Here is a 24,162-nt window from a genome sequence, read left to right on the forward strand (position 1 = left end):
GCCATGCGTGTCGCCCTGTACCAATGCCCACCGCTGCCGCTGGATGTAGCCGGTAACCTCAAGCGCCTGCACCAACTGGCGCAAGAGGCGTCCGGCGCTGATGTGCTGGTGCTGCCGGAGATGTTCCTCACCGGTTACAACATCGGTGCCGAAGCCGTTGGCGCCCTGGCCGAAGCGCAGGATGGGCCATCGGCGCAAGCCATCGCCGAACTGGCACACAGCGCGAAGCTGGCGATTCTGTACGGCTATCCGGAGCGGGCCGAGGACGGGCAGATCTATAACGCCGTGCAACTGATCGACGCCAACGGCCAGCGCCTGTGCAACTACCGCAAGACTCACCTGTTTGGCGACCTTGACCATTCGATGTTCAGTGCCGGGGCGGATGATTTTCCGCTGGTGGATCTGAACGGCTGGAAGCTGGGCTTTCTGATCTGCTATGACCTGGAGTTCCCGGAAAACACCCGCCGCCTGGCCCTCGCCGGTGCCGAGCTGATCCTGGTGCCCACCGCCAATATGGTGCCGTTCGACTTTGTCGCCGATGTCACCGTGCGGGCCCGGGCGTTTGAAAATCAGTGCTACGTCGCCTATGCCAATTACTGCGGGCACGAGGGTGAGATTCAGTACTGCGGGCAAAGCAGCATTGCCGCGCCGGATGGTCAGCGTATCGCCCAGGCCGGCCTCGATGAAGCCTTGATCGTCGGCACCCTGGATCGGCAAACGATGATCAACGCTCGCGCCGCCAATCACTACCTACAAGACCGTCGCCCCGAACTGTACGGCGTGCTGCACAAACCCTGACTGGCCGGGTTTGCGCTAGCATAGGCACTTCCTACGTTTCGGAAGTGCTCATGCCTGCGGCCCACCCTCATCACCTTCATCTGACCCTGGCCAATGGCCTGCGGGTTTCCTTGCGTCATGCGCCGCGTTTGAAGCGTTGCGCCGCTGCCTTGCGGGTGGCGGCCGGCAGCCATGATGTGCCTTCGGCATGGCCGGGATTGGCACATTTTCTTGAGCATCTGCTGTTTCTCGGTACCGAGTGTTTTCCCGCAAACAAAGGGCTGATGGCCTACGTGCAGCGTCACGGAGGCCAGGTCAATGCGAGCACTCGCGAACGCACCACCGACTTCTTCTTTGAACTGCCTGCGGCGACCGTTGGTGACGCACTGGAGCGTCTGGCGGACATGCTGGCCCATCCGCGCCTGGCACTGGAAGATCAACTGCGTGAACGCGAAGTGTTGCACGCGGAGTTTGTCGCCTGGGCCCAGGATGCCAAGGCGCAGCAACAGATAGCACTGCTGCAAGGTCTGGCAGCCGATCATCCACTACGGGCTTTTCATGCGGGTAACCGCGACAGTCTGCCGGTGGAGTGTGAGGACTTTCAGCAAGCCTTACGGGGTTTCTACGAACGCTTCTATCAAAGCGGGCAAATGACCTTGAGCCTTGCCGGCCCGCAGCCCCTGGAAGAACTGGAAGCCCTGGCGCAGCGGTTCAGTGAGGAGCTGACCTCAGGCACTCAGCTCCCACAAGACGCGCCACCGGCATTGATGACCGGTCATGAGTGGCGTTATCAACACACCGACAAAGGCCACCTGCACCACGTCATCACCTGCGACCTCCCTCGGGAGGCGCTGGCTTTTCTCTGTAGCTGGCTCAATGCTTCGGCACCGGGAGGGTTGCTCGCCGAATTGAAGACACGACAACTGGCCACCGCACTGCAGGCAAGCGTGCTCTACCACTTTGACGGGCAGGCGGTGCTGGATATCGACTTTTCCCTCGGCACACAAAGCGAACCGACGGCGCAAATCGAAGCGCTTTTGCACGACTGGCTGAGCTTTTTCGCACACGGCGACTGGACTTCACTGCGGGAAGAGTTCGCCCTGTTGAACGCTCGTCGGCAACAGATTCAAGGTGCACTTGCGCTGGCCAGACACGATAGCGAAGGTCTGGAAGCGCAGTTGTCCGAAGACAACGCCGCTGCCCTCAAAGCCCTGCTGGACTCGCTGCACCTGGAGCCCGCCCGGTACACCTGGCAACTGCCGCCGAATAACCCATTCCTGCGTCCCGCTCCCAAGGAAGAACGAGCCGGGCTGATTCGCGGCCAGACCAGCGCCCATCGCGGTTTGCGTACCTTTGCTCAGGATCGCTCACGCGGGCGAAAAGACCTGTCAGCACTGACCTTCAGCCCGACTTTGCCAGACGACACTGGAGAAGGCGCCCTGTACTTGCGCTGGTACCTGGATTCAGCGCCACACACAGACCTTTTCCCACGCCTGGAAAGTAGCCTGCAGACACTGCGCGACGATGCTCACCAAGCAGGTGTCGACCTGTCCTTCGAGACGCAGGGAAATGATTGGCGACTGAAAATGAGCGGCCTGCACGAACCCATGCCGGCCGTGTTGGAACAGCTATCACGCAACCTGACTCATCCTGATCAACAGGCCTGGCAAGCAACACTGCCAACTGCCAAGCCACTGATCGCGATCCGCCAACTGCTCGCATTTCTGCCCGCCTCATACGCCGACAACCGTCACGCCACCCCACTGCCCGCCGCAAGTCTTGCCGACCTGCAAGACGCCTGGTCAACCGCGCGCTGGCACGGGTTTGCAGTCGGCCTGCCTGCCAGCTGCGAGATGGCGATCAAAAGCGCGGTGGGACGCTTACCGGGCCAGCCCACACACAGTCTCAATGAACCGGCTTCAATCAGTGACCAATACCGTTGGCACTCGGTCGAGGCTGGTTCCAGCGAAGCGGCCCTGCTGCTGTTCTGCCCGACGCCAACGCGATCCCTGGCCGACGAAGCCGCCTGGCGACTGCTGGCGCACCTCGGGCAAGCACCGTTCTATCAGCGTCTGCGGGTCGAATTGCAATTGGGCTACGCCGTATTCAGCAGTATCCGACAAATCAACGGGCAGACCGGCCTGCTGTTTGGCGTGCAATCTCCCAGCGCTTCGCTGGAAGAAATACTCGGTCATCTCCAGGCATTCCTTCAAAGCCTCCCGACGCTGATTGCGGGATCTGACGAACAGGCAGCACACACCCTGGCAAACCAGTTTTCCCCAGAGTCGTTGCCAACCACCCAGGCCGCCGAGTTGCTGTGGCAGGCTCAACTGGCCGGCCATCCGTCGGATTACATCGAGCAGTTACAAAGTTTCATCCGGAGCCGCACGCGAGATGACTTACTGCACGCCGCCAAGCAACTGAGTCAGGCCGACAACGGCTGGCTCTGCCTGGCCAACGGAGCTTGCCCGGATGAGCCTTGGCAGCCGGTGAAATGATCATTACCAACCGTGCAACGAGCTTTCTTCGGCAAGCCGAAGCGAGCTCGATGAAAAATTGAGTAACATTCGTACCTAAGCATCTGAACATCTCCGATCGGAGGTGGACTATATGTATGGCTAGTAGTAAACCTTGCACCCACCCACAGGAGAATTCCCATGACTTGGTCCAAACCTGCTTACACTGATCTGCGTATCGGCTTTGAAGTCACCATGTACTTCGCCAGCCGTTAATTGGTTTGTATTGCAACGCAACGCCTCGGCTCACCGGGGCGTTTTTATTTTGAGTTTTGTGTGATGGAGCGAGCATGTTCGTCCAGATTCTAGGGTCCGCCGCCGGCGGTGGTTTTCCTCAATGGAACTGCAACTGCGTGAACTGCGCCGGCTTTCGCGAAGGCACGTTGCGTGCCCACGCCCGCACTCAGTCTTCCATTGCGATCTCCGATGACGGCGTGAACTGGGTACTGTGCAACGCCTCGCCGGACATCCGCGCCCAGTTGCAAGGCTTTGCCCCGATGCAACCCGGTCGTGCCCTGCGGGATACCGGCATCAGCGCGATCATCCTGATGGACAGCCAGATCGACCACACCACCGGCCTGCTGAGCCTGCGTGAAGGCTGCCCGCATCAGGTGTGGTGCACCGACATGGTCCATGAAGACCTGAGCACCGGTTTTCCATTGTTCACGATGCTGACCCACTGGAACGGCGGTCTGGCCTGGAACCGTATCGAACTGGACGCCCGTTTCACCATTCCTGCCTGCCCCAACCTGCGCTTCACCCCGCTACCGCTACGCAGCGCCGCACCGCCCTACTCGCCCCACCGTTTCGACCCGCATCCAGGCGACAACATCGGCCTGATCGTTGAAGACCTGCGCACCGGCGGCAAGCTGTTCTACGCCCCAGGCCTGGGCAAGGTGGACGCGCCGTTACTGGAGATCATGGCCGGCAGCGACTGCCTGCTGGTAGACGGCACGATGTGGAATGACGACGAAATGCAGCGCCGTGGCGTGGGCACACGCACCGGCCGGGAAATGGGTCATTTGGCGCAAAACGGCCCTGGCGGCATGCTGGAAGTGCTGGAACAACTGCCCAAGCAACGCAAGGTGCTTATCCACATCAACAACACCAACCCGATTCTCGACGAGGACTCTGCCGAGCGAGCTGAGTTGGTGCGACGCAATGTGGAAGTGGCGTACGACGGCATGAGTATTGAGTTGTAGGAGCGAGCCAAATGACTGACACACCGCTGACCACCGCCGAGTTTGAAGAGGCCTTGAGGGCCAAGGGCGCCTTCTACCATATCCATCACCCGTATCACGTGACGATGTACGAAGGCCGGGCCACCCGCGAGCAAATCCAGGGCTGGGTCGCCAATCGCTTTTACTACCAGGTGAACATTCCCCTGAAGGACGCCGCGATCCTGGCCAATTGCCCGGACCGAGAGGTCCGCCGCGAGTGGATCCAGCGCCTGCTCGACCATGACGGCGCGCCCGGCGAAGACGGCGGCATCGAAGCCTGGTTGCGCCTGGGCCAGGCGGTCGGGCTCGACCCGGATCAACTGCGCTCCCAGGAATTGGTATTGCCCGGCGTGCGCTTTGCTGTCGATGCCTACGTGAACTTCGCCCGTCGCGCCAGTTGGCAAGAAGCCGCCAGCAGCTCCCTGACCGAGCTGTTCGCGCCGCAAATCCACCAGTCGCGCCTCGACAGTTGGCCGCAGCATTACCCGTGGATCGACCCTGCCGGCTACGAGTACTTCCGCACACGCCTGGGCCAGGCGCGACGGGATGTCGAGCATGGATTGGCGATCACGCTGCAGCACTACACCACCCGCGAGGGTCAGGAACGCATGCTGGAAATCCTCCAGTTCAAACTGGACATTCTTTGGAGCATGCTCGATGCCATGAGCATGGCCTATGAACTGAACCGCCCGCCGTATCACAGCGTGACCAGCGAGCGGGTCTGGCACAAGGGAATTACCTTATGAGTTTCGATCGCAGCAAAAAACCGACCTGGCGCCAGGGCTATCGCTACCAGTACGAGCCCGCGCAAAAAGGTCACGTGCTGCTGTATCCGGAAGGCATGATCAAGCTCAATGACAGCGCTGCCTTGATCGGTGGCTTGATCGATGGCGAGCGCGACGTAACGGCGATCATCGGCGAACTGGAAAAGCAGTTCCCGGGCGTTCCCGAGCTCGGAGAAGATATCGAGCAGTTCATGGAGGTCGCCCGTGCAGAGCACTGGATTACCCTTGCCTGAAAAACCCGAGATCGGCCTGCCGCTTTGGCTGCTCGCCGAGCTGACCTACCGCTGCCCGCTGCAATGCCCGTATTGCTCCAACCCGTTGGACTTTGCCCAGCAAGGCAAGGAACTGAGCACCGAACAGTGGATCAAGGTGTTTCGTGAGGCCCGGGAAATGGGCGCCGCGCAACTGGGGTTTTCCGGCGGCGAACCGCTGGTGCGCCAGGACCTTGCCGAACTGATCGGCGAGGCCCGCAAGCTGGGGTTCTATACCAACCTGATCACCTCCGGCATCGGCCTGACCGAGCAGAAGATCAGCGACTTCAAGAAGGCGGGCCTGGACCATATCCAGATCAGCTTCCAGGCCAGCGACGAACAGGTGAACAACCTGCTGGCCGGCTCGAAAAAAGCCTTCGCGCAAAAGCTGGAAATGGCCCGTGCGGTAAAAGCCCACGGCTATCCGATGGTGCTGAACTTCGTCACCCATCGGCACAATATCGACAAGATCGACCGCATCATCGAGCTGTGCATTGCGCTTGAGGCAGACTTTGTCGAACTCGCTACCTGCCAGTTCTACGGCTGGGCGCAGCTCAATCGTGTCGGCCTGCTGCCGACCCAGGAGCAGTTGGTCCGCGCCGAGCGCATCACCAACGAATACCGCGCCAAGCTTGAAGCCGAAGGTCATCCTTGCAAGCTGATCTTCGTCACTCCGGACTACTACGAAGAACGCCCGAAAGCCTGCATGAATGGCTGGGGCAGCATCTTCCTGACGGTGACGCCAGACGGCACCGCGTTGCCGTGCCACGGCGCCCGCCAGATGCCGGTGCAGTTTCCCAACGTGCGCGATCACAGCATGCAACACATCTGGTACGACTCATTCGGCTTCAACCGCTTTCGTGGCTATGACTGGATGCCCGAGCCGTGCCGCTCCTGCGACGAGAAGGAAAAGGACTTCGGCGGCTGCCGCTGCCAGGCGTTCATGCTCACCGGGGATGCCAGCAACGCCGACCCGGTGTGCAGTAAATCCGAACACCACGGCATGATCCTCAAGGCGCGTGAAGAAGCCGAACACGCCACCCAGACCATCGAACAACTGGCCTTTCGCAATGAGCGCAACTCACGGCTGATCGCGAAAGGCTGATGGCTTTAGCGTTTGGCGATGATGATGCGAATGATGTCCACAGGGTCAGCTCCTTGAAATCGGCTCGTGTGAGCCGTACAGCTAATCGACCTTGGCCGTTCGGCAGGGTTCAGTGGAATCTGGCTTGTGGCCATCTCCGTCAGGCCAGAATCTCCAACCCGTGCTTCTGCACGATGCTCAGTAACTTGAGCGCCATGCCGCTGGGCTGTTTTTCACCCGACTCCCACTGCTTCACGGTGGAGGCACTGGTGTTCAAGTAGCGGGCAAACACCGGCTGGCTGACATGACTGCGCTCGCGGATCTGCTTGATTTGCTCAGCGGGTATTTGTACGGGGACTGGGGCCAGGCAGGCCTCGTCGAACTGACGCAGAGTGGTCTTGCTGATGACGCCGATTGAGTACAGTGCAGTGGCCGACTCGTGAATCGACTCAAGTGCTTCGCTTTCAAATTTTTTGGTCATGATGTATCTCCACAAACTCCCTGAGATCCAGTAACTGTTGGATCTGCACATCGTTTAAACCTTCATAGGCCTTTGCCAGCGCCCGAAAACCAGCCAACTCCTTCTGGCTGATATTGCTTTGATCTTGCTTTGAACGTCATGGACATCCCTTCCCATAAACATACCACTGAGTGGTACAGATTAAAAATAGCGCGTGCAAAATGGCCTTGCCCGCGGTCGGCAGTCCTTGCCGACGCCCGCTAAAAAGCCATTGTTTTCGTTGGTGCTCAAGCACACTTTGCGATTTGAAAACCGCCGAGACAAAAAAACGCCCCCAGCCAAAAGAATCAGGCTGGGGGCTCCGCGTATACCGCGAGACGGTTCAGGAAATAAGGGATTAAACGGCGATGCCCTTGCGGCATTGCAGTTGTACGGTGTGTACCCGGGCGAAGGCGCGGGCCAGGCGCAGGAGCATTTCGTCGATGTTGCTCTTGCTGACGGTCAAGGCTGGGGTGAAATGCAGGCAGTTCGGCTGAGGGGCATTGAGGATCAGGCCTTCGTATAGCGCCGCCTTTACCACGGCATCGGCGGAATCATCCGACAGGGTCAACCCCCAGAGCAGTCCCTGGCCACGCAGCTCGCCTTGGTCGTAGCGATACGCCAGGCGGGCGAGACCTTCCTTCAGGTAGTGACCGGTCTCGTGGATGTGCTCGAGAAAACCGCTACCCAACACGGTATCGAGTACTGCCATACCGGCCGTCGCCATCAGCGCGTTACCGTGGTGGGTGCCTTCCAGTTCGCCGAGTTCAAAACAACATGCCTTGCCTCTTGCCAGCAGGGCCGCCAGAGGTATGCCGCCGCCCAGGCCTTTGCCGAGGGTGATGATGTCGGCACGCACGCCATAACGTTGTTCGGCCAGCAGGGTGCCGCAGCGGCCGATGCCGGTTTGCACTTCGTCGAGGATCAGCAGGATCCCCAGCTCGCGACACAGACGTTCGGCGCCCTTGAGGTAATGCTCGGTCGCAGGAATAACCCCGGCCTTACCCTGGATCGGCTCCAGCATGATGGCAACCGTTTGCGCATCCACCGCGGCATGCAGCGCAGGCAGGTCGTTGAACGGAACATGGCTGAAACCGGGCAACTGCGGTTCGAAGCGGTTTGCGCCAGCGGCGTCTGATGCCGACATGGTGGCAAAGCTGTGACCGTGGCAACCGTTGCTGGCGGTGATGATGTGATAAGCGCCGCCGCGATGCAGCTGGCCCCATTTGCGCGCCAGCTTGATCGCCGCCTCACAGGCTTGCGCACCGCTATTGAGCAGGTAGGCCTGGTCACTGCCGGTAGCCTGACACAGGCGGTTGGCCAGGTTCAGTTGACTGCGATGGTGCAGGCCGTTGCCGGCGTTGATCAGCGTGTACGCCTGGTCGGCCAGGGCTTTGGCCAACACTTGCGGGCTGTGGCCGAGGCTGTTGGCGCCGCTGCCCTGGGTGAAGTCCAGGTACGCATGGTCGTCGCTGTCCCAGAGCCAGGAACCCTGGCCACGCACAAAAACCTGAGGCGGTCGGGCCACGCTGGGCATCAGGCAGTCACGGGACAGTTCGTCCCGCAGCATCGGCGTTTCAGGCTCCCGTATCAGGTCATCAAGGCTGGGTGCAGGGCGGCGCAGATTGAACAGGTTCATGGGCATGACCTTTTGGCAACCCGACGTTTGTCGGTATCGCTCATCAACCCCTGCGTGAGATTTTTTGCATTGCCTATGTAAACAGCATCAACATAAACAGTATTCATCGTGCGCTCTGGCCCTGTAAGCCTTGTGAATAGGCGCTAGACTAGGCGCCTTGGGGGCATACGGCCATTTCGATTTTCCAGCTTTTTCGATAAGCATTACTTATGGATTTCAAGCAACTGCGTTATTTCGTCGCGGTGTATGAGGAAGGCCATGTGGGGCGTGCGGCGGAACGCCTGTCGATCTCACAGCCGGCCTTGTCGCAGCAGATCCGCCAGCTCGAGCAGAACCTCGACGTCAGCCTGTTCGAACGCAGCAGCAAGCGCCTGTTGCCCACGCTCGCCGCCCATACGCTGTACAACCACGCCCTGCCCTTGCTCGACGGCATGCAGCAAGCGGTCGAGGCCCTGCGCAACTTCAAGGGTCAGGCTTTGCGCACCTTGGCTATCGGTGTGCTGCAAACCGTGCACACCAGCCTGGTGCCGCAGATGCTGGAACGGGTACGCAAGGCCCATCCGCACCTCGTGGTGCAGATCTACGAATTGACGGGCATTGAGATCGAGCGCCGCCTGCTCAACGGCTCGCTGGACATCGGCATCAGCTACCTGCCGCCGCGCCAGCCAGGCCTGCACGGCGTGCTGCTGTACGAAGATGAGTTGAAGGTAGTGATTCCCGCTGACCATCCGTTACGGGAGTTCAAGAAAGTCTCCTTGAAACAAGCCGCCGAATTACCGATGTTGCTACTGGGAGAAGAGTTCCAGGTACGACAGATCTGGCAGGGCCAATTGGCCAACCTCGGTCGACGACCTCAGGTACAAGCGGAGCTGAATACGATGGCAGGGATTCTCGACAGCCTGCCTCATACCAAGCTGGCAACGGTGCTGCCCGGGCGCTCCCAAGACGAGCACAACAGCAAGGCGCTGCTGTGGAAACCCTTGAGCGAACCACGGGTCCCGTTGAAAGTGGGCTTGGTGTGTCGGGATGTACAGCGTCAGCAGGCAACACTTGAGTTGCTGCGCACGCTGCTGGAAGACGTGATGAATGCCCCGGGTGTGCAGGCCTGAACTTTTTCGCAGGCAAAAGAAAACCCCGCCGAAGCGGGGCTTTGCAGACTGTTTCCCTGACATCCATTTCACTCCGCCGTCCTGGCAGAATCCTACGTGTCCCTGTTGTTGCTTTGCGCTTCCTGCGCGACGTCCATGTGAAGTAGATTATCCATGGATCCAATCCAGCGATAGAGGACGATTAGCAGCACGTCATGTAAGAGAATGCTTACAAGACACCTCTGCGGTCAGAACTGCGCTTCATCCAGCAAATACAGCGACTCACTGCCGGCCTTGACCGAAGCGCTGAGGGACTGAATCCGCGGCAATAGACGGGCAAAATAGAAACGCGCCGTCCCCAGTTTGCTGGCGTAGAAGTCTTCCTGCTGCTCTTTGCCCAACGCAGCCTTGGCCATCAGCGCCCACATGTAGGCGTAGGCCATGTAACCGAATGCATGCAAATACTCCACCGAGGCCGCACCAATTTCATTGGGGTTGGACTTGGCGCGATCCAGTACCCAGGCGGTCAGCTCATCAAGGTCATCCACCGCGGCGTTCAGCGGCTGGGTGAACTCGGCCAGCTCGGTACCGGCGGTGGCGGTGAAATGGCGAATCTCGTCAGCGAACAAGGTGTAGAACGCCCCGCCGCTGCCAACGATCTTGCGTCCCACCAAGTCCAGGGCCTGGATACCGTTGGTGCCTTCGTAGATCTGGGTGATGCGCACATCACGCACCAGTTGCTCCTGGCCCCACTCGCGAATGTAACCGTGGCCGCCGAAGATCTGCTGGCCGTGAACGGTGGTTTCCAGGCCCAGGTCGGTCAGGAACGCCTTGGACACCGGTGTCAGCAACGCCACCAAATCATCGGCACGTTTGCGGGTCGCCGCGTCTTCGCTGAACTTGGCGGTGTCCAGTTGCATCGCCACGTAGGTCGAGAACGCACGGCCACCCTCGTTCGAGGCTTTCATGGTCAGCAACATGCGCCGCACGTCCGGGTGGACGATGATCGGGTCAGCTACTTTGTCCTTGGCTTTTGGACCTGTCGGCGAACGGCTTTGCAGACGGTCGCGGGCGTATTCAATAGCGTTCTGATAGGAGCGCTCGCCGGACGCCAGGCCTTGGATGCCGACGCCCAGACGCTCGTAGTTCATCATGGTGAACATCGCCGCCAGACCACGGTTTGGCTCGCCCACCAGATAACCCACGGCTTCGTCGAAGTTCATCACGCAGGTGGCGGATGCCTGGATGCCCATTTTGTGTTCGATGGAGCCGCAGGTCACCGGATTGCGCGCGCCCAGGCTGCCGTCGGCATTGACCATGAACTTGGGCACCAGGAACAGCGAGATGCCCTTGGGCCCTGCCGGTGCGTCCGGCAGCTTGGCCAGTACCAGGTGGATGATGTTGTCGGTGAGATCGTGTTCGCCACCGGTGATAAAGATCTTGGTGCCGCTGACTTTGTACGACCCATCCGCCTGAGGTTCGGCCTTGGTGCGAATAATCCCCAGGTCGGTCCCGGCATGCGGTTCAGTCAGGCACATGGAACCGGCCCATACGCCGGAGTACATATTCGGCAGGTAAGTCGCTTTGAGCTCTTCGCTGGCATGGGTGTTGATCGACACGCACGCACCGGAGGTCAGCATCGGGTACAAACCGAAGGCCAGGCCCGAGGAGTTGATCATCTCTTCAACCTGGGCCGATACCGCCTTGGGCATGCCCATGCCGCCATAGGCCGGGTCGCCGCCCACACCGACCCAACCGCCTTCAGCGTAGGTTTTGTAGGCTTCCTGGAAACCGGCCGGGGTGCTGACCGCGCCATTCTCCCAGCGGCAGCCTTCTTCGTCGCCGCCACGGCTCAGCGGGGCAATGGTTTTGGCCGTAACTTTGCCGGCTTCCTCAAGGATCGCCTCAACAGTCTCGGCATCGACGGTGTCCGCCAATGCCGGCAGTTGGGCCCAAAGTTTGGCGACCTCGAAAACTTCGTTGAGGACGAAGCGCATATCGCGCAGCGGCGCTTTGTAGTCAGCCATGGCAAACCTCGTGAGACTTTAAAGTGATTCGGTAGGATCGGTTTTACAGACCCCGAGTGTACCCGAACAACTTTTGAGACACATAGAGTCCACTTGTGACTACAAGGTATTTTTAAGTCACTAAAGCGCAAATAACTCCGCAGGTAGACTCATCAAACATTCACTCCCCGCCTCCACCGCCGCTCGATGCGCGGCAGTACGCGGCAACAGGCGCTTGAAGTAGAACTCACAGGTCGCCAGCTTGCCCCGGGCGTAGTCGCCATCGCCGCTGCCAGAGTCCAGTTGAGCCTGCGCCACCAGCGCCATGCGCAACCACAGGTAGGCCAGGATGATGTAACCGCTGTACATCAAGTAATCCAGGGCCGCCGCGCCGACTTCATCGGGGTTCTTCATGGCAGCCATGCCAACCTTCACCGTCAATTCACCCCACTGCTGGTTCAACTCATTGAGCTGCGCCACATGGGCCTTGAGTTGCGGGTGATCGGCATTGGCAGCGCAGAACTTATGGACGATTTTGGTAAAGCCCCGCAGCAGCTTGCCCTGGCTGCCGAGCACCTTGCGCCCCAACAAGTCCAGAGCCTGAATGCCATTGGTGCCTTCATAGATCGGCGCAATCCGGCAATCACGCACCAACTGTTCCATGCCCCATTCGCGAATAAACCCGTGGCCGCCAAATACCTGCATGCCGTGGTTGGTCACTTCCAGACCGGTTTCGGTCATGAAGGCCTTGCAGATTGGCGTCAGGAACGCCAGCAGGTCCTCGGCTTCCTGGCGCTGGCCTGCATCGCCGCTCAAGTGCGCGGTGTCGAGCAATTGCGCAGTGAAATAGGTCAGTGCCCGATTGCCTTCGTTGAACGCCTTCATGGTCAACAGCATCCGTCGTACATCGGGGTGCACGATGATTGGATCGGCGACCTTATCCGGGGCCTTGGGACCGGTCAGGGAGCGCATCTGCAAGCGGTCGTTGGCGTATTTGACCGCGCCCTGGAAACTCGCTTCCCCCAGACACAAGCCCTGCATCCCGGTACCCAGCCGCGCATGGTTCATCATGGTGAACATGCAGTTGAGGCCCTTGTTGGCCTCGCCAATCAGGAAACCCTTGGCACCGTCGAAGTTCAGCACACAGGTGGCCGAGGCCTTGATCCCCATCTTGTGTTCAATGGAGCCACAGCTGACGCCATTGCGCTCACCTGAATCGGGCAGGAACTTGGGCACGATAAACAGCGAAATACCCTTGGTACCGGCGGGCGCGTCCGGCAGCTTGGCCAGTACCAGATGGATGATGTTTTCACTCATGTCGTGCTCACCGGCCGAGATGAAAATCTTGCTGCCGGTGACTGCATAGCTGCCATCGGCCTCAGGCACGGCGCGGGTCTTGATGATCCCCAGGTCAGTGCCGCAATGGGCTTCGGTCAGGCACATGGTGCCGGTCCATTGGCCAGCGGTGAGTTTGTTCAGGTAAGTGTCTTTCTGCTCCTCGGTGCCGTGAGCGTGGATCGCCGACATGGCGCCGTGGGTCAAGCCCGGGTACATGCCCCACGAGGTGTTGCTGGAGGCGATCATCTCGCTGAGCACCAACCCCAGGGACGACGGCAAGCCTTGCCCGCCATACGCCGGGTCCGCCGCCAAGCCGTGCCAGCCGCCTTCCACGTACTGCGCAAAGGCTTCCTTGAAACCCTTGGGCGTGGTCACCACGCCATTGTCGAAATGGCAGCCTTCTTCATCACCCGAACGATTCAGCGGTGCGAGGACGTTTTCGCAGAATTTAGCGCCTTCTTCGAGGATCGCGCTGACCATGTCCGGGCTGGCATCGGTAGCCCCCAATGCGGCGTAATGACCATGAAAGTCAAAGACGTGATCGATCAGAAAGCGCATGTCACGCAGGGGAGCTTTATAGTCAGGCATGATGATTTCTCCGGCAGCAGATGGCTTCAAGCTACTGCTGCGCGAGGCCTCGGACAATCACTGTAGAGCCGCTGAATACTGCGCCATCACTCAACCGGCAGCGGTGTTCATGCGCACCGCGCCCCGGCGATTCTGCCCCGATGCCACCACGCAGTTACGCCCGGCACCCTTGGCGTTGTACAACGCCTGATCGGCAGACTTGAGCACTTCTTCCGGGCTGCGCTGCTCGGCCTGGCGCTCGGCGACTCCGATACTCACCGTCACCGAGACACTGGAGGCGCCACTGCCGATCCGGCGCTGGCGACCTTGATGGTCGTCATGGGGACGGTTGTCCGGGTTGCGCAATTTGATGTCGTAATTGGCGATGATCTCGCGAATCTCTTCGAGGTGCGGCAGGCACTCGTCCAGGGTCTTGCCGGCAAACACCACGGCGAACTCTTCGCCGCCATAACGATAGGCACGACCACCTCCGCTGATCTTCGACAGTTTGCTGGCCACCAGGCGCAGCACCTGGTCCCCGACATCGTGACCGTGGGTGTCGTTAAAGCGTTTGAAATGGTCAACGTCACTCATGGCCAGCACATAGTTGCGCCCCAGCCGTTGCATGCGTTCATTGAGGGCGCGACGCCCCGGCAAACCCGTCAGCTCATCGCGAAAGGCCATTTGATAGGCCTCATGGGCAACACCGGCAGCGATCATCAGCATCACCTGGCTGCACATGATATTCAGGGTAAACGGCAGGATGAAGGTTTGGGGCAGCATCCAGAAAAGCCCCAGCAACCCCACCAGTTGCGCGGCGTGCAAGGGCCGTGGCTGGCGCCAGTACTGCACGGCCAGCGCGATAAACCCCAGGAAAAACATCGGGTACGACAGCTGGATCAAACTCATCCAGTTGCCATGCAAGGCCGGCCAACGGATCTGCGCCAACCAGTTCAATACTGTCTGGGGATAACTTTGTTCCAGCGCCAGCGCCACGCCACCAATTGCCAACAGCACCGCACACCGGGCAACGAAGTCACGAAACAGGTGGGTACGCTCCTGCCACAGCGCATAGATGCTGAACAGCAGCGGCAACAGCAAAGAGCACAGGTGGAATATCACCGCAGCGTCTTCTCGGACACGGCCGTTGTCGCGGTAGTAATCGGTCTGGGTATCCAGCAGGAAATAAGCGACGTACACCGTGATCATCAGAAACAGCTCACGCTGGCGACGGTAAACTGCGCAATACGCACCGCCCAACAACAGCACCAGCGTTGGCAGGACATTGAACAATGAGGTGAAGAAGACGCTGAGGTCCTTGACGTACGCAGCCGATAACCCCGCCAGCAATAACAGCAGTGAAGGGAGAAAATGGCTGAAACGTACGGCAGACACGCGTGACAAAGGTAAAGCTCCGGGACGACCTAAAAGATGGCACTGTGCCTTCAATCAGCACAGTTAAGCATACTCAATGTGACCTGTATCACATTGCCATCATTTTAACGGCAGCCTGCGCCAATCCCTGAGCGTTGCACTAGGGTTTTTTATCGCTCATAAAAAAACCGCCGCTCCCGAAAGAGCGGCGGCTTCAGAAGAATCCGTTAAGGCTTAGTAGCCCAGGCCGAAGTCTTCTTCTTTCATGTCCATCAGGTTGTTGGCGCCCGACAGCATGGTTGCAACGTGAGTACGAGTACGTGGCAGGATGCGCTGGAAGTAGAAGCGCGCGGTCTGCAGCTTGGCGGTGTAGAACGCCTCTTCGCTGGTGCCGGCAGCCAGTTTCTCGGCAGCCAGGCGGGCAATGTCGGCCCAGAAGTAGGCCAGGCAGGCGTAACCGGAGTACATCAGGTAGTCCACCGATGCCGCGCCGACTTCTTCACGGTCCTTCATGGCAGCCATGCCGACCTTCATGGTCAACTCGCCCCATTCCTTGTTCAGTGCGGCCAGCGGTGTAACGAACTCTTTGACCGCTTCGTTGCCTTCGTTGGCCTGGCAGAACTTGTGAACGATCTTGGTGAAGCCCTTGAGCGCTTCGCCTTGGGTCATCAACACTTTACGGCCCAGCAGGTCCAGGGCCTGGATGCCGGTGGTGCCTTCGTACAGCATCGAGATACGGCTGTCGCGGACGTTCTGCTCCATGCCCCACTCGGCGATGAAACCGTGGCCGCCGTAGACTTGCACACCGTGGTTAGCCGCTTCAAAACCGACTTCGGTCATGAACGCCTTGGCGATCGGGGTCATGAAAGCCAGCAGCGCGTCAGCCTGTTTCTTGGCTTCGTCGTCGGTACCGTACTTGACGATATCGACCTGTTTGGCCGTGAAGTACACCATCGCGCGGTTGCCTTCGGCGAAGGCCTTCATGGTCAACAGCATGCGGCGTACGTCGGGGTGCACGATGATCGGGTCAGCGGCCTTGTCCGGCGCTTTCGGGCCAGTCAGGGAGCGCATTTGCAGACGGTCACGGGCATATTTCAGGCCGCCCTGGAAGCCGATTTCAGCGTGGGACAAGCCTTGCAGGGCGGTGCCCAGGCGAGCGGTGTTCATAAAGGTGAACATGCAGTTCAGACCTTTGTTCGGCGGCCCGAGCAGGAAACCAGTGGCCGCGTCGAAGTTCATCACGCAGGTGGAGTTACCGTGGATGCCCATCTTGTGTTCCAGGGAGCCACAGGAAACGGCGTTGCGCTCACCCACCGAACCGTCGGCATTCGGTACGAATTTTGGCACGATGAACAGCGAAATACCTTTGGTGCCAGCCGGTGCGTCCGGCAGGCGAGCCAGCACGATGTGGACGATGTTGTCGGCCATGTCGTGTTCACCGGCCGAGATGAAGATCTTGGTGCCGGAGACTTTGTAGGAGCCGTCAGCCTGAGGCTCAGCCTTGGTGCGCAGCATGCCCAGGTCGGTACCGCAGTGTGGCTCGGTCAGGCACATGGTGCCGGTCCACTCGCCCGACACCAGTTTGGTCAGGTAAGCCTCTTGCTGTGCTGGGGTGCCGTGTTCGGAAATGGTGTTCATCGCGCCATGGGACAGGCCTGGGTACATGCCCCACGACCAGTTGGCTTCGCCGACCATCTCGCTCACCGCCAGGCCGAGGGACTCCGGCAGGCCTTGGCCACCGTGCGCCACGTCATGGGCCAGGCTTGGCCAGCCACCTTCGACGAACTGCTTGTAGGCTTCTTTGAAACCAGTAGGGGTTTTAACGCCTGACTCGCTCCAGGTGCACCCTTCGATGTCACCCACGCGGTTCAGCGGTGCCAGCACCTGCTCACAAAACTTGGCGCCTTCTTCGAGAATGGCGTCAACCATGTCCGGAGTAGCGTCCTGGCAAGCCGGCAGGCTCTGATAGTGCGCTTCGTAGCCGAGCAGTTCGTCACGAACGAAGCGAATATCACGCAAGGGGGCCTTGTAGTCAGGCATAGCGATAAACCTCTGCTGATGTATCTGGAATGAACAACCGCGTGGATTTGTTGTAGCGGTCAAACAGTTGTTTGAAACATACGTTTACGACCTATCCTTGTCAAGCATCCGTCAGATGCCGTTTGTCATGACGTGGATCAACGCCAGGCACAGCAAGGCCTGCAGCGAAATGCCGCATGAAATTTCAAAGATTGAAGAAGGGCCGAGAAGGATAACGCGGGGAATCAGACGCCTTGCGGCGCCCAGGCTTACATCGCGAGCAAGCTCGCTCCTACAGAGAGCGGGAGATCAAGCGTAGGTATCGATCAATGTACCCAGCATTTCATTGGAGGCCTTGGCGACTTTTGCCCCCAACTCCACCTGAAACTTGCCTTGGGCCATCTCGACCATATTGCTGGCCGAATTCGATTGCTGGTTACCCTCTGCCGCCCGCAAGCGATCGTTCAGGGCATCCGAGGGTTGGCTGGTGGCGGCGCTGGCGATTTTGCCGGCGGCAGCGTCCACACGGTTCTGCCCGGACTGAATACTGCTCAGCCCCGAATAAAACGCGCTGCTTCCAGAAACTTCCATGGCTTGAACCTGCCGTTAGAGAATCGTGAACTGTCATTGAAGCAGACATCCCGGGAAAAAACCCGTCAAAAACACTAATGGCATAGTGCCTTACTCATAGACAAAACTAGTCAAGCAGGTCCAGTTGCAGGTACTCGGCGACCGTTGCAGCGCCTGGCAGCTTGAGTTTCGGCACCCTTCCCAAACAGGGTGCAGGCAGTCGCTCAGCCAGGGTGGCGAGGTTTTCTTCCAGACGAGAGGTCTTGGGATCGATGATGTTGGCCACCCATCCCGCCAGCACCAGACCATCCCGGGCGATGGCTTCAGCGGTCAGCAAGGCATGGCTGATGCAGCCCAGGCGTACGCCCACCACCAGAATCACCGGCAGTTGCAACGCCTTGGCCAGGTCCGACAGATTGTCCTGATCCGCCAACGGCACACGCCAGCCGCCCGCGCCTTCAATCAAGGTGAAATCCGCCTGCTTGGCGAGCAGGTGTTGCATGGGTTTGAGCAAGGATTGAACCGTCAGCGAGACACCGGCTTCACGGGCCGCCAGATGCGGCGCAATGGCGGGTTCGAACGCCACCGGATTGACCTCGGTATAACTCAGCGGCAACGAACACTCGGCCAGCAAGGCCAGGGCATCGGCGTTGCGCAGGCCCTTGGGCGTTACTTCACAGCCCGAGGCCACCGGTTTGCCGGCCGCTGTGGTCTTGCCCATCTGCCGGGCGGCATGCAGCAGGCCTGCGGCGATGGTGGTTTTGCCGACATCGGTATCAGTGCCAGCGATGAAGTAAGCAGCATTCATAGTGGTTTCTCCAATACGGCATACACCACCTGGTAGGTCGCCGGCAGTCCTTGAGACTGACGGAACTGCTCATAGGCTTCAACCAGTGCAACAATTCGCGCCCGGCCAGTCAAGCCACCCGGGCGCCCTGGATTCAGATTGTGTGCACCCAACGCTTTCAATTCATGGGTCAGGCTGCGCACGTCCGGGTAATGCAGCACATGGGGAGATCGCTCCAGGCTCAGCACCCGCAAACCACTGCTATCACACAGCTGTTGATACGTGCTGAACGGCCGGAAGCGATTGACGTGAACCATGCCATCCGCTGCCCGCCAGCTTTCCCGCAGCTCATCCAGCGTCCCGACGCACAGGCTGGCAAACGCCAGCACACCACCGGGCTGCAACACCCGGTATGCCTCACTCAGCACGGCGGCAAAATCGGAACACCACTGCACCGCCAGGCTGGAGAAGATCAACCCGCAACTGTCGTCCTGTAGCGGCAACCGCTCGGCATCACCGGCAATAAAGTGCTCGGCGCCGCCCAAGGGTCGGGCGTGGTTGAGCATGCCTTCGGCGATATCCAGCGCCAGGCCTTGGCTCGCTGGAAACGCCTGGCCCATGGCACGGCTGAAATACCCGGTGCCGCAGCCCAGGTCCAGCCAGCGCCGCGGTGTAAACCCTTGAGGCAAACGCTGCAACAACTCACCGCCGACCACACGTTGCAACTCGGCAACACTGTCATAACTGGCCGCAGCCCGGGAAAAGGACGCCGCCACCTGGCGCTTGTCCGGCAAGGCGCCCGGCAGGGGAGGATGGGACAAATCAGTCATCACCGCACTCATGCAAAAAAGCCTGGATCGCCCCCGCCACACCGTGGGGATCTTCCAGAAGAAAAGCGTGACCGGCCTGTTCAATCAGACCGATTTCAACATCCGGCAGTAACTTCAGCAGCTCGCCGGCAGCCTCGGCCGGCACCAAGCCGTCCATCCCCGCGAACAGATGCAACTGCGGGCCACGAAACGCCTGCAACGCATCACGCGTGTCCATCTGGGCGAGCAGCTCAAGGCCCGCCATCAGTACCGAAGACGGTGTATTCGGTGCACTGCTGACCAACAAGCGCGCCAGCCCCCGAGGATCTTCGGCGCCCTTGGCACACAGCAGGCCAAAGCGTTTGAGGGTGACTTGGGAGTCCGCATGGCAGCCGGCGAGGAACGCATCGAAGGTTTCGGCCGGCATTGCACTCGGCCAGCCGTCGTAGGCGACAAAACACGGGTTACTGGCCAGGGTCAGCAAGCCGCAGCAACGATCTCCCCGGCGTGCCGCCAGTTCGGAGGCGAGCATGCCGCCCAGAGACCAGCCACCGAGCCAGGCATTGTCCGGTAGCGTGGCGTCCAGCTCATCGAGCCATTCATCAAGGTCGCTGGAACCCGGCTCCGGTAGCGGTTCGATCTGCACGCGCAGGTGCTCGTCCAACCCTTGCAACGCCGCGGCCAGTGGTTCCATCGGCGACACACCAAGGCCCCAGCCGGGTAGCAGTATCAGTCGATCACGCATGGTCGGGCTCCTGGCCTAACAAGCGCAAACACGCTTCCAATGCGCTTAACAATAGCTGGACCTGGGCTTCACTGTGGGCCGCCGACAAGGTCACCCGCAGACGGGCACTGCCGGCAGGCACAGTGGGCGGTCGAATCGCCGTCACCATCAGCCCGCGCTCGCGCAGCATCTGCGACAAACGAATCGCCCGGGCGCTGTCGCCAATCATGATCGGCTGGATCGGCGTGAAGCTGTCCATCAATTCCAGGCCGATCTGCTGCGCACCTTGGCGGAATTGACGAATCAAGCCATTGAGGTGTTCGCGGCGCCAGTGCTCGGTACGCAGCAATTCCAGGCTTTTGAGCGTCGCGCAGGCCAGCGCCGGCGGCTGGCTGGTGGTGTAGATGTAAGGACGGGCGAACTGGATCAGGCTTTCGATCAGCGCTTCGCTGCCTGCGACGAACGCCCCAGCGGTTCCGAACGCCTTGCCCAAGGTGCCCACCAGTACCGGCACGTCCTCCTGGCTCAAGCCAAAATGCTCGACGATCCCGCCACCGTTGGCACCCAGAGGGCCAAAGCCGTGGGCGTCGTCGACCATCAGCCAGGCGCCCTTGGCCCGGGCTTCACGGGCCAGGGCCGGCAAGTCGGCAAGATCGCCGTCCATGCTGAACACACCGTCGGTGACCACCAGCGTATTACCGGTGGCTTTCTCCAGGCGCTTGGCCAGGCTGGCGGCATCGTTGTGCAGATAACGATTGAAGCGGGCACCCGACAACAGGCCCGCGTCCAGCAGCGAGGCGTGGTTAAGACGGTCTTCCAGCACCGTATCGCCCTGCCCCACTAACGCCGTGACCGCGCCGAGGTTGGCCATGTAGCCGGTAGTGAACAGCAGCGCACGTGGGCGGCCGGTCAGGTCGGCCAAGGCTTCTTCCAGTTCATGGTGGGGTGTGCTGTGGCCGATCACCAGGTGCGAAGCGCCGCCACCGACACCCCAACGGGTCGCGCCAGCGCGCCAGGCTTCGATCACTTGCGGGTGATTGGCCAGGCCCAGGTAATCATTGTTGCAGAACGCCAGCAACGGCTGGCCGTCCACCACCACTTCCGGACCTTGAGGGCTTTCCAGCAACGGGCGTTGGCGATAAAGGTGTTCAGCACGACGGGCAGCGAGACGCGCGGCGAGATCGAAAGACATGCAGGCCTCGGTAGGTCGAAGAACGTGAGACTGGATGCAATCAAATGTGGGAGCTGGCTTGCCTGCGATGCAGGCACCTGGGTGTTTCAGTCACACCGCAGTGATGCTATCGCAGGCAAGCCAGCTCCCACATTTGGATCACGTTCCAAGTAGAGTTATTGAACCGCCGCGTTATAGAACTGCTCGCTGATCGATTGCTCCACCAGTGCCTGCTCGATCGCCGCCTGATGCACTTCATCGGCGTGCTCTTCACGCGCTTCCGGCAAGATCCCCAAACGCGAGAACAGTTGCATGTCCTTGTCGGCCTGCGGGTTGGCGGTGGTCAGCAGTTTGTCGCCATAGAAAATCGAGTTGGCGCCAGCGAAGAACGCCAGGGCCTGCATCTGCTCGTTCATGGCTTCACGGCCGGCGGACAGGCGAACGTGAGATAGCGGCATCAGGATGCGCGCCACGGCCAGCATGCGGATGAAGTCGAACGGGTCGATATCTTCGGCATTTTCCAGCGGCGTACCGGCGACTTTCACCAGCATGTTGATCGGCACCGACTCCGGATGCTCCGGCAGGTTGGCCAGTTGGATCAGCAGATTGGCACGGTCGTCGAGGGATTCGCCCATGCCTAGAATGCCGCCGGAGCAGATTTTCATCCCCGAATCACGCACATAGGCCAGGGTTTGCAAGCGTTCGCCGTAGGTGCGGGTGGTGATGATGGAGCCGTAGAACTCAGGCGAGGTGTCGAGGTTGTGGTTGTAGTAATCCAGGCCAGCCTGGGCCAGGGCTTCGGTCTGGTCCTGATCGAGGCGGCCGAGGGTCATGCAGGTTTCCAGGCCCATGGCCTTCACGCCTTTGACCATCTGCAGCACGTAGGGCATGTCTTTGGCCGACGGGTGTTTCCAGGCAGCGCCCATGCAGAAACGCGTCGAGCCGATAGCTTTGGCGCGTGCAGCCTCGTCGAGGACCTTCTGCACTTCCATCAGCTTCTCTTTTTCCAGGCCCGTGTTGTAGTGGCCCGACTGCGGACAATATTTGCAATCTTCCGGGCAGGCACCCGTCTTGATCGACAGCAAGGTGGAAACCTGGACCCGATTGGCATCGAAATGCGCGCGGTGCACGGTCTGCGCCTGGAACAACAGGTCATTGAAGGGCTGAACGAACAGCGCTTTGACTTCGGCGAGAGACCAATCGTGACGCAGGTTGGCAGTGGTGCTGGCGCTCATGGGCGATTCCTTGATTATGCTTTGGCAAGCGCTGTGGGAGGTAATACCCACAGGCACGACACGGATGCTCGGCATATTTAAGGAAGATTCATGCACTGTCAACCCAGCTACAAACACGAAGTTTACATCTGGTTAAAAAGCAACCAAACCTGTTTAGTCTGCGATGAACACACTGAAACCGCCCATTCGATCTGCAACGCCTGCGAAACCGAACTGCCATGGCTGATGGATCAGTGCAAGGTGTGCGCGCTGCCCTTGCCCATGGAAGGTTTGATCTGCGGCCAATGCCAACAGCAGCCACCGGCGTTTAAACAGGTGGCCGCACCGTGGACCTACAGCTTCCCCATCGACAGCCTGATCAGCCGTTTCAAGCATCAGGCCAAATGGCCACTGGGGCATTTGCTGGCACACCTGCTGGGCCAGTTCCTGCAAGACCGCTATGAAAACGCCGAACTGACACGCCCTGACAGCCTGCTGCCGGTGCCCATGGCTCGTAAACGCCTGCAGGAGCGCGGCTATAACCAGGCATCGATGCTCGCGCGCTGGCTGGGCAAAAACCTGGAGATTCCCGTTGAGGAGCACCTGTTGTTACGCCCCCATGAGACCGTGGCGCAACAAGACCTGGACGCCAAGGCCCGCAAACGCAACCTGCTCCGGGCCTTTGCCTTGAACCACGGTGATCAGGTCGAGGGCCGCCACCTGGCCCTGGTGGATGACGTTCTGACCACCGGTGCCACCGCTGATAGTCTGGCCCACCTGCTGCTGAAGGCTGGCGCGCGGCAGGTCGACGTGTACTGCCTGGCCCGTACGCCGAAACCCGGCACATGACTTGACTCCAGCGTCCCCTGGCCGCAACGTCCCGTCCACTCCATACCAGCGTGTAACCGTTCGCCATGCCTTTACCGACCCTGTTGAGCCAACACATCGTCCGTCGCCCCCAACGCATTGCCTTGTTGCAACATATCGCCGAGCAGGGCTCCATCACTCGCGCAGCAAAAAGCGCCGGCTTGAGTTACAAGGCCGCTTGGGACGCCATCGATGAGTTGAACAACCTGGCACAAAAGCCGCTGGTTGAACGCAGCGTCGGCGGCAAAGGTGGTGGTGGTGCGCGGTTATCGGCTGAAGGCGAACGGGTATTGCGCCTCTATCAACGCCTGCAAGTGCTGCAAGCCCAAGTACTGGACGCCGCCGAAGACGCCAGCGACCTCGACCTGCTCGGCCGCTTGATGTTGCGCACCAGCGCCCGTAACCAGCTGCATGGCAAGGTCACCGCCATCGACAGCCATGGCCGCAATGACCTGGTCCGTCTGGAACTGGCCGCCGGGCTGACCCTTAATGCACAGATTACCCACGACAGCACCCTGCACCTGGAACTGGAGGTCGGTACAGAAGTGGTGGCGTTGATCAAGGCGGGTTGGTTGGACGTCCTGGCGATCGAACATGCCGCAACACTTGGACACAATTGCCTGAGCGGTAACATCGAGGCGATTCTCGACGCCGACGATGGCCCCAGCGAGGTCAGAATCGTGCTGCCCAACGGCCAGGTTTTATGCGCCCTGGCGCAGCCCGCCGAGCTCAAGGCGATCGGCGCCAGGCAAGGAAAACCTATTCAGGTGCAGTTCGCCCCCAGCAACGTCCTGCTGGGCACGCCGGTATAGCTTGAAACTGCAACAATTTGGTCACGAGCGCTCCTTAAGGTGTCT

At 60.0% G+C, this 24,162-nt stretch carries 22 protein-coding genes and 1 pseudogene; 10 read left to right on the plus strand and 13 right to left on the minus strand.

The genetic code is table 11. The annotated features are described in order from the left end of the window. The first annotated feature begins 3 nt into the window (after positions 1 to 3). The 7 genes from GNF76_RS18000 to pqqE all read left to right on the plus strand — a co-directional run bounded on the left by GNF76_RS18000 (position 4) and on the right by pqqE (position 6,654). Positions 4 to 798, plus strand: coding sequence for a carbon-nitrogen hydrolase family protein (locus tag GNF76_RS18000; protein ID WP_155584474.1), 795 nt, complete (start codon positions 4 to 6; stop codon positions 796 to 798). Positions 799 to 848: 50 nt separating this feature from the next. Continuing rightward, positions 849 to 3,275 (plus strand): pyrroloquinoline quinone biosynthesis protein PqqF, encoded by a 2,427-nt coding sequence (gene pqqF / locus GNF76_RS18005; RefSeq protein WP_155584475.1) that lies wholly within the window; start codon positions 849 to 851, stop codon positions 3,273 to 3,275. Positions 3,276 to 3,434: 159 nt separating this feature from the next. Further along, on the plus strand, positions 3,435 to 3,509 hold the full coding sequence (gene pqqA / locus GNF76_RS18010) for a pyrroloquinoline quinone precursor peptide PqqA (protein WP_003194766.1): 75 nt from the start codon (positions 3,435 to 3,437) through the stop codon (positions 3,507 to 3,509). A gap of 74 nt (positions 3,510 to 3,583) precedes the next feature. Then, positions 3,584 to 4,495 carry a pyrroloquinoline quinone biosynthesis protein PqqB gene (gene pqqB / locus GNF76_RS18015; RefSeq protein WP_155584476.1) on the plus strand — a complete coding sequence of 304 codons (912 nt, stop codon included), beginning with the start codon at positions 3,584 to 3,586 and terminating at the stop codon, positions 4,493 to 4,495. A gap of 11 nt (positions 4,496 to 4,506) precedes the next feature. Continuing rightward, entirely contained in the window at positions 4,507 to 5,259 is a 753-nt protein-coding gene (gene pqqC, locus GNF76_RS18020) for a pyrroloquinoline-quinone synthase PqqC (RefSeq protein WP_155584477.1), read from the plus strand. Beyond that, positions 5,256 to 5,531: a pyrroloquinoline quinone biosynthesis peptide chaperone PqqD gene (gene pqqD / locus GNF76_RS18025; protein WP_155584478.1), complete on the plus strand. Its 276-nt coding sequence runs from the start codon at positions 5,256 to 5,258 to the stop codon at positions 5,529 to 5,531. Before pqqC ends, pqqD begins: the two co-directional genes overlap by 4 nt. Continuing rightward, positions 5,524 to 6,654 (plus strand): pyrroloquinoline quinone biosynthesis protein PqqE, encoded by a 1,131-nt coding sequence (gene pqqE, locus GNF76_RS18030; protein WP_155584479.1) that lies wholly within the window; start codon positions 5,524 to 5,526, stop codon positions 6,652 to 6,654. Before pqqD ends, pqqE begins: the two co-directional genes overlap by 8 nt. Before the next feature lie 139 nt (positions 6,655 to 6,793). Here pqqE and GNF76_RS18035 read toward each other — a convergent pair whose 3' ends face one another. The 3 genes and pseudogenes from GNF76_RS18035 to GNF76_RS18045 form a co-directional block, all read right to left on the minus strand. Then, positions 6,794 to 7,114: a helix-turn-helix domain-containing protein gene (locus GNF76_RS18035; protein ID WP_155584480.1), complete on the minus strand. Its 321-nt coding sequence runs from the start codon at positions 7,112 to 7,114 to the stop codon at positions 6,794 to 6,796. Then, positions 7,098 to 7,235: pseudogene (locus tag GNF76_RS18040) on the minus strand (type II toxin-antitoxin system RelE/ParE family toxin); the annotation flags it as partial. The pseudogene GNF76_RS18040 and the gene GNF76_RS18035, both read right to left, overlap by 17 nt. Positions 7,236 to 7,490: 255 nt before the next feature. After that, a complete protein-coding gene (locus tag GNF76_RS18045) occupies positions 7,491 to 8,771 on the minus strand; it encodes an aspartate aminotransferase family protein (RefSeq protein WP_155584482.1) in 1,281 nt (426 codons plus the stop codon). A 209-nt stretch (positions 8,772 to 8,980) separates the two neighbouring features. Between GNF76_RS18045 and GNF76_RS18055 the strand changes: the two genes are divergently transcribed. After that, positions 8,981 to 9,880: a LysR family transcriptional regulator gene (locus tag GNF76_RS18055; protein ID WP_155584483.1), complete on the plus strand. Its 900-nt coding sequence runs from the start codon at positions 8,981 to 8,983 to the stop codon at positions 9,878 to 9,880. Between the two features lie 227 nt (positions 9,881 to 10,107). Here GNF76_RS18055 and GNF76_RS18060 read toward each other — a convergent pair whose 3' ends face one another. The 10 genes from GNF76_RS18060 to bioB all read right to left on the minus strand — a co-directional run bounded on the left by GNF76_RS18060 (position 10,108) and on the right by bioB (position 22,459). After that, complete coding sequence (locus GNF76_RS18060) at positions 10,108 to 11,886, minus strand: acyl-CoA dehydrogenase C-terminal domain-containing protein (RefSeq protein WP_155584484.1); 1,779 nt, start codon at positions 11,884 to 11,886, stop codon at positions 10,108 to 10,110. A 120-nt stretch (positions 11,887 to 12,006) separates the two neighbouring features. Then, the gene (locus GNF76_RS18065) at positions 12,007 to 13,791 is read right to left on the minus strand and encodes an acyl-CoA dehydrogenase C-terminal domain-containing protein (RefSeq protein ID WP_155584485.1); all 1,785 of its coding nucleotides are present in this window, start codon (positions 13,789 to 13,791) and stop codon (positions 12,007 to 12,009) included. A 90-nt stretch (positions 13,792 to 13,881) separates the two neighbouring features. Further along, positions 13,882 to 15,174, minus strand: coding sequence for a GGDEF domain-containing protein (locus GNF76_RS18070; protein WP_155584486.1), 1,293 nt, complete (start codon positions 15,172 to 15,174; stop codon positions 13,882 to 13,884). A gap of 204 nt (positions 15,175 to 15,378) precedes the next feature. Continuing rightward, entirely contained in the window at positions 15,379 to 17,184 is a 1,806-nt protein-coding gene (locus tag GNF76_RS18075) for a phenylacyl-CoA dehydrogenase (protein WP_155584487.1), read from the minus strand. A gap of 288 nt (positions 17,185 to 17,472) precedes the next feature. Beyond that, the gene (locus GNF76_RS18080) at positions 17,473 to 17,754 is read right to left on the minus strand and encodes a pyrroloquinoline quinone biosynthesis protein PqqE (protein WP_155584488.1); all 282 of its coding nucleotides are present in this window, start codon (positions 17,752 to 17,754) and stop codon (positions 17,473 to 17,475) included. A gap of 106 nt (positions 17,755 to 17,860) precedes the next feature. Continuing rightward, positions 17,861 to 18,541 (minus strand): dethiobiotin synthase, encoded by a 681-nt coding sequence (gene bioD / locus GNF76_RS18085; protein ID WP_155584489.1) that lies wholly within the window; start codon positions 18,539 to 18,541, stop codon positions 17,861 to 17,863. Then, on the minus strand, positions 18,538 to 19,350 hold the full coding sequence (gene bioC / locus GNF76_RS18090) for a malonyl-ACP O-methyltransferase BioC (RefSeq protein ID WP_155584490.1): 813 nt from the start codon (positions 19,348 to 19,350) through the stop codon (positions 18,538 to 18,540). The genes bioD and bioC overlap by 4 nt, the downstream gene beginning before the upstream one ends. Continuing rightward, complete coding sequence (locus GNF76_RS18095) at positions 19,343 to 20,074, minus strand: alpha/beta fold hydrolase (RefSeq protein WP_155584491.1); 732 nt, start codon at positions 20,072 to 20,074, stop codon at positions 19,343 to 19,345. Before GNF76_RS18095 ends, bioC begins: the two co-directional genes overlap by 8 nt. Further along, positions 20,067 to 21,245 (minus strand): 8-amino-7-oxononanoate synthase, encoded by a 1,179-nt coding sequence (gene bioF, locus GNF76_RS18100; RefSeq protein ID WP_155584492.1) that lies wholly within the window; start codon positions 21,243 to 21,245, stop codon positions 20,067 to 20,069. The genes GNF76_RS18095 and bioF overlap by 8 nt, the downstream gene beginning before the upstream one ends. A gap of 155 nt (positions 21,246 to 21,400) precedes the next feature. Further along, complete coding sequence (gene bioB, locus GNF76_RS18105) at positions 21,401 to 22,459, minus strand: biotin synthase BioB (RefSeq protein WP_155584493.1); 1,059 nt, start codon at positions 22,457 to 22,459, stop codon at positions 21,401 to 21,403. A gap of 90 nt (positions 22,460 to 22,549) precedes the next feature. On the opposite strand from bioB, the gene GNF76_RS18110 reads away from it, so the two are divergent. Beyond that, positions 22,550 to 23,287: a ComFC family protein gene (locus GNF76_RS18110; protein ID WP_155584494.1), complete on the plus strand. Its 738-nt coding sequence runs from the start codon at positions 22,550 to 22,552 to the stop codon at positions 23,285 to 23,287. Positions 23,288 to 23,352: 65 nt separating this feature from the next. Beyond that, positions 23,353 to 24,117 (plus strand): TOBE domain-containing protein, encoded by a 765-nt coding sequence (locus tag GNF76_RS18115; protein ID WP_155584495.1) that lies wholly within the window; start codon positions 23,353 to 23,355, stop codon positions 24,115 to 24,117. The last annotated feature ends 45 nt before the right edge of the window (positions 24,118 to 24,162 follow it).

Origin of the sequence: Pseudomonas spelaei, from assembly GCF_009724245.1 — a bacterium.
Lineage (GTDB): Bacteria > Pseudomonadota > Gammaproteobacteria > Pseudomonadales > Pseudomonadaceae > Aquipseudomonas > Aquipseudomonas spelaei.

Bases quoted from the DNA above. Each gene is read 5' to 3' on its own strand.
- GNF76_RS18000 (WP_155584474.1), top strand. From the start codon at position 4: ATGCGTGTCGCCCTGTACCAATGCCCACCGCTGCCGCTGGATGTAGCC.
- pqqF (WP_155584475.1), top strand. From the start codon at position 849: ATGCCTGCGGCCCACCCTCATCACCTTCATCTGACCCTGGCCAATGGC.
- pqqB (WP_155584476.1), top strand. From the start codon at position 3,584: ATGTTCGTCCAGATTCTAGGGTCCGCCGCCGGCGGTGGTTTTCCTCAA.
- pqqC (WP_155584477.1), top strand. From the start codon at position 4,507: ATGACTGACACACCGCTGACCACCGCCGAGTTTGAAGAGGCCTTGAGG.
- pqqD (WP_155584478.1), top strand. From the start codon at position 5,256: ATGAGTTTCGATCGCAGCAAAAAACCGACCTGGCGCCAGGGCTATCGC.
- GNF76_RS18035 (WP_155584480.1), bottom strand. From the start codon at position 7,114: ATGACCAAAAAATTTGAAAGCGAAGCACTTGAGTCGATTCACGAGTCG.
- GNF76_RS18045 (WP_155584482.1), bottom strand. From the start codon at position 8,771: ATGAACCTGTTCAATCTGCGCCGCCCTGCACCCAGCCTTGATGACCTG.
- GNF76_RS18055 (WP_155584483.1), top strand. From the start codon at position 8,981: ATGGATTTCAAGCAACTGCGTTATTTCGTCGCGGTGTATGAGGAAGGC.
- GNF76_RS18060 (WP_155584484.1), bottom strand. From the start codon at position 11,886: ATGGCTGACTACAAAGCGCCGCTGCGCGATATGCGCTTCGTCCTCAAC.
- GNF76_RS18065 (WP_155584485.1), bottom strand. From the start codon at position 13,791: ATGCCTGACTATAAAGCTCCCCTGCGTGACATGCGCTTTCTGATCGAT.
- GNF76_RS18075 (WP_155584487.1), bottom strand. From the start codon at position 17,184: ATGCCTGACTACAAGGCCCCCTTGCGTGATATTCGCTTCGTTCGTGAC.
- GNF76_RS18080 (WP_155584488.1), bottom strand. From the start codon at position 17,754: ATGGAAGTTTCTGGAAGCAGCGCGTTTTATTCGGGGCTGAGCAGTATT.
- bioD (WP_155584489.1), bottom strand. From the start codon at position 18,541: ATGAATGCTGCTTACTTCATCGCTGGCACTGATACCGATGTCGGCAAA.
- bioC (WP_155584490.1), bottom strand. From the start codon at position 19,350: ATGACTGATTTGTCCCATCCTCCCCTGCCGGGCGCCTTGCCGGACAAG.
- GNF76_RS18095 (WP_155584491.1), bottom strand. From the start codon at position 20,074: ATGCGTGATCGACTGATACTGCTACCCGGCTGGGGCCTTGGTGTGTCG.
- bioF (WP_155584492.1), bottom strand. From the start codon at position 21,245: ATGTCTTTCGATCTCGCCGCGCGTCTCGCTGCCCGTCGTGCTGAACAC.
- bioB (WP_155584493.1), bottom strand. From the start codon at position 22,459: ATGAGCGCCAGCACCACTGCCAACCTGCGTCACGATTGGTCTCTCGCC.
- GNF76_RS18110 (WP_155584494.1), top strand. From the start codon at position 22,550: ATGCACTGTCAACCCAGCTACAAACACGAAGTTTACATCTGGTTAAAA.
- GNF76_RS18115 (WP_155584495.1), top strand. From the start codon at position 23,353: ATGCCTTTACCGACCCTGTTGAGCCAACACATCGTCCGTCGCCCCCAA.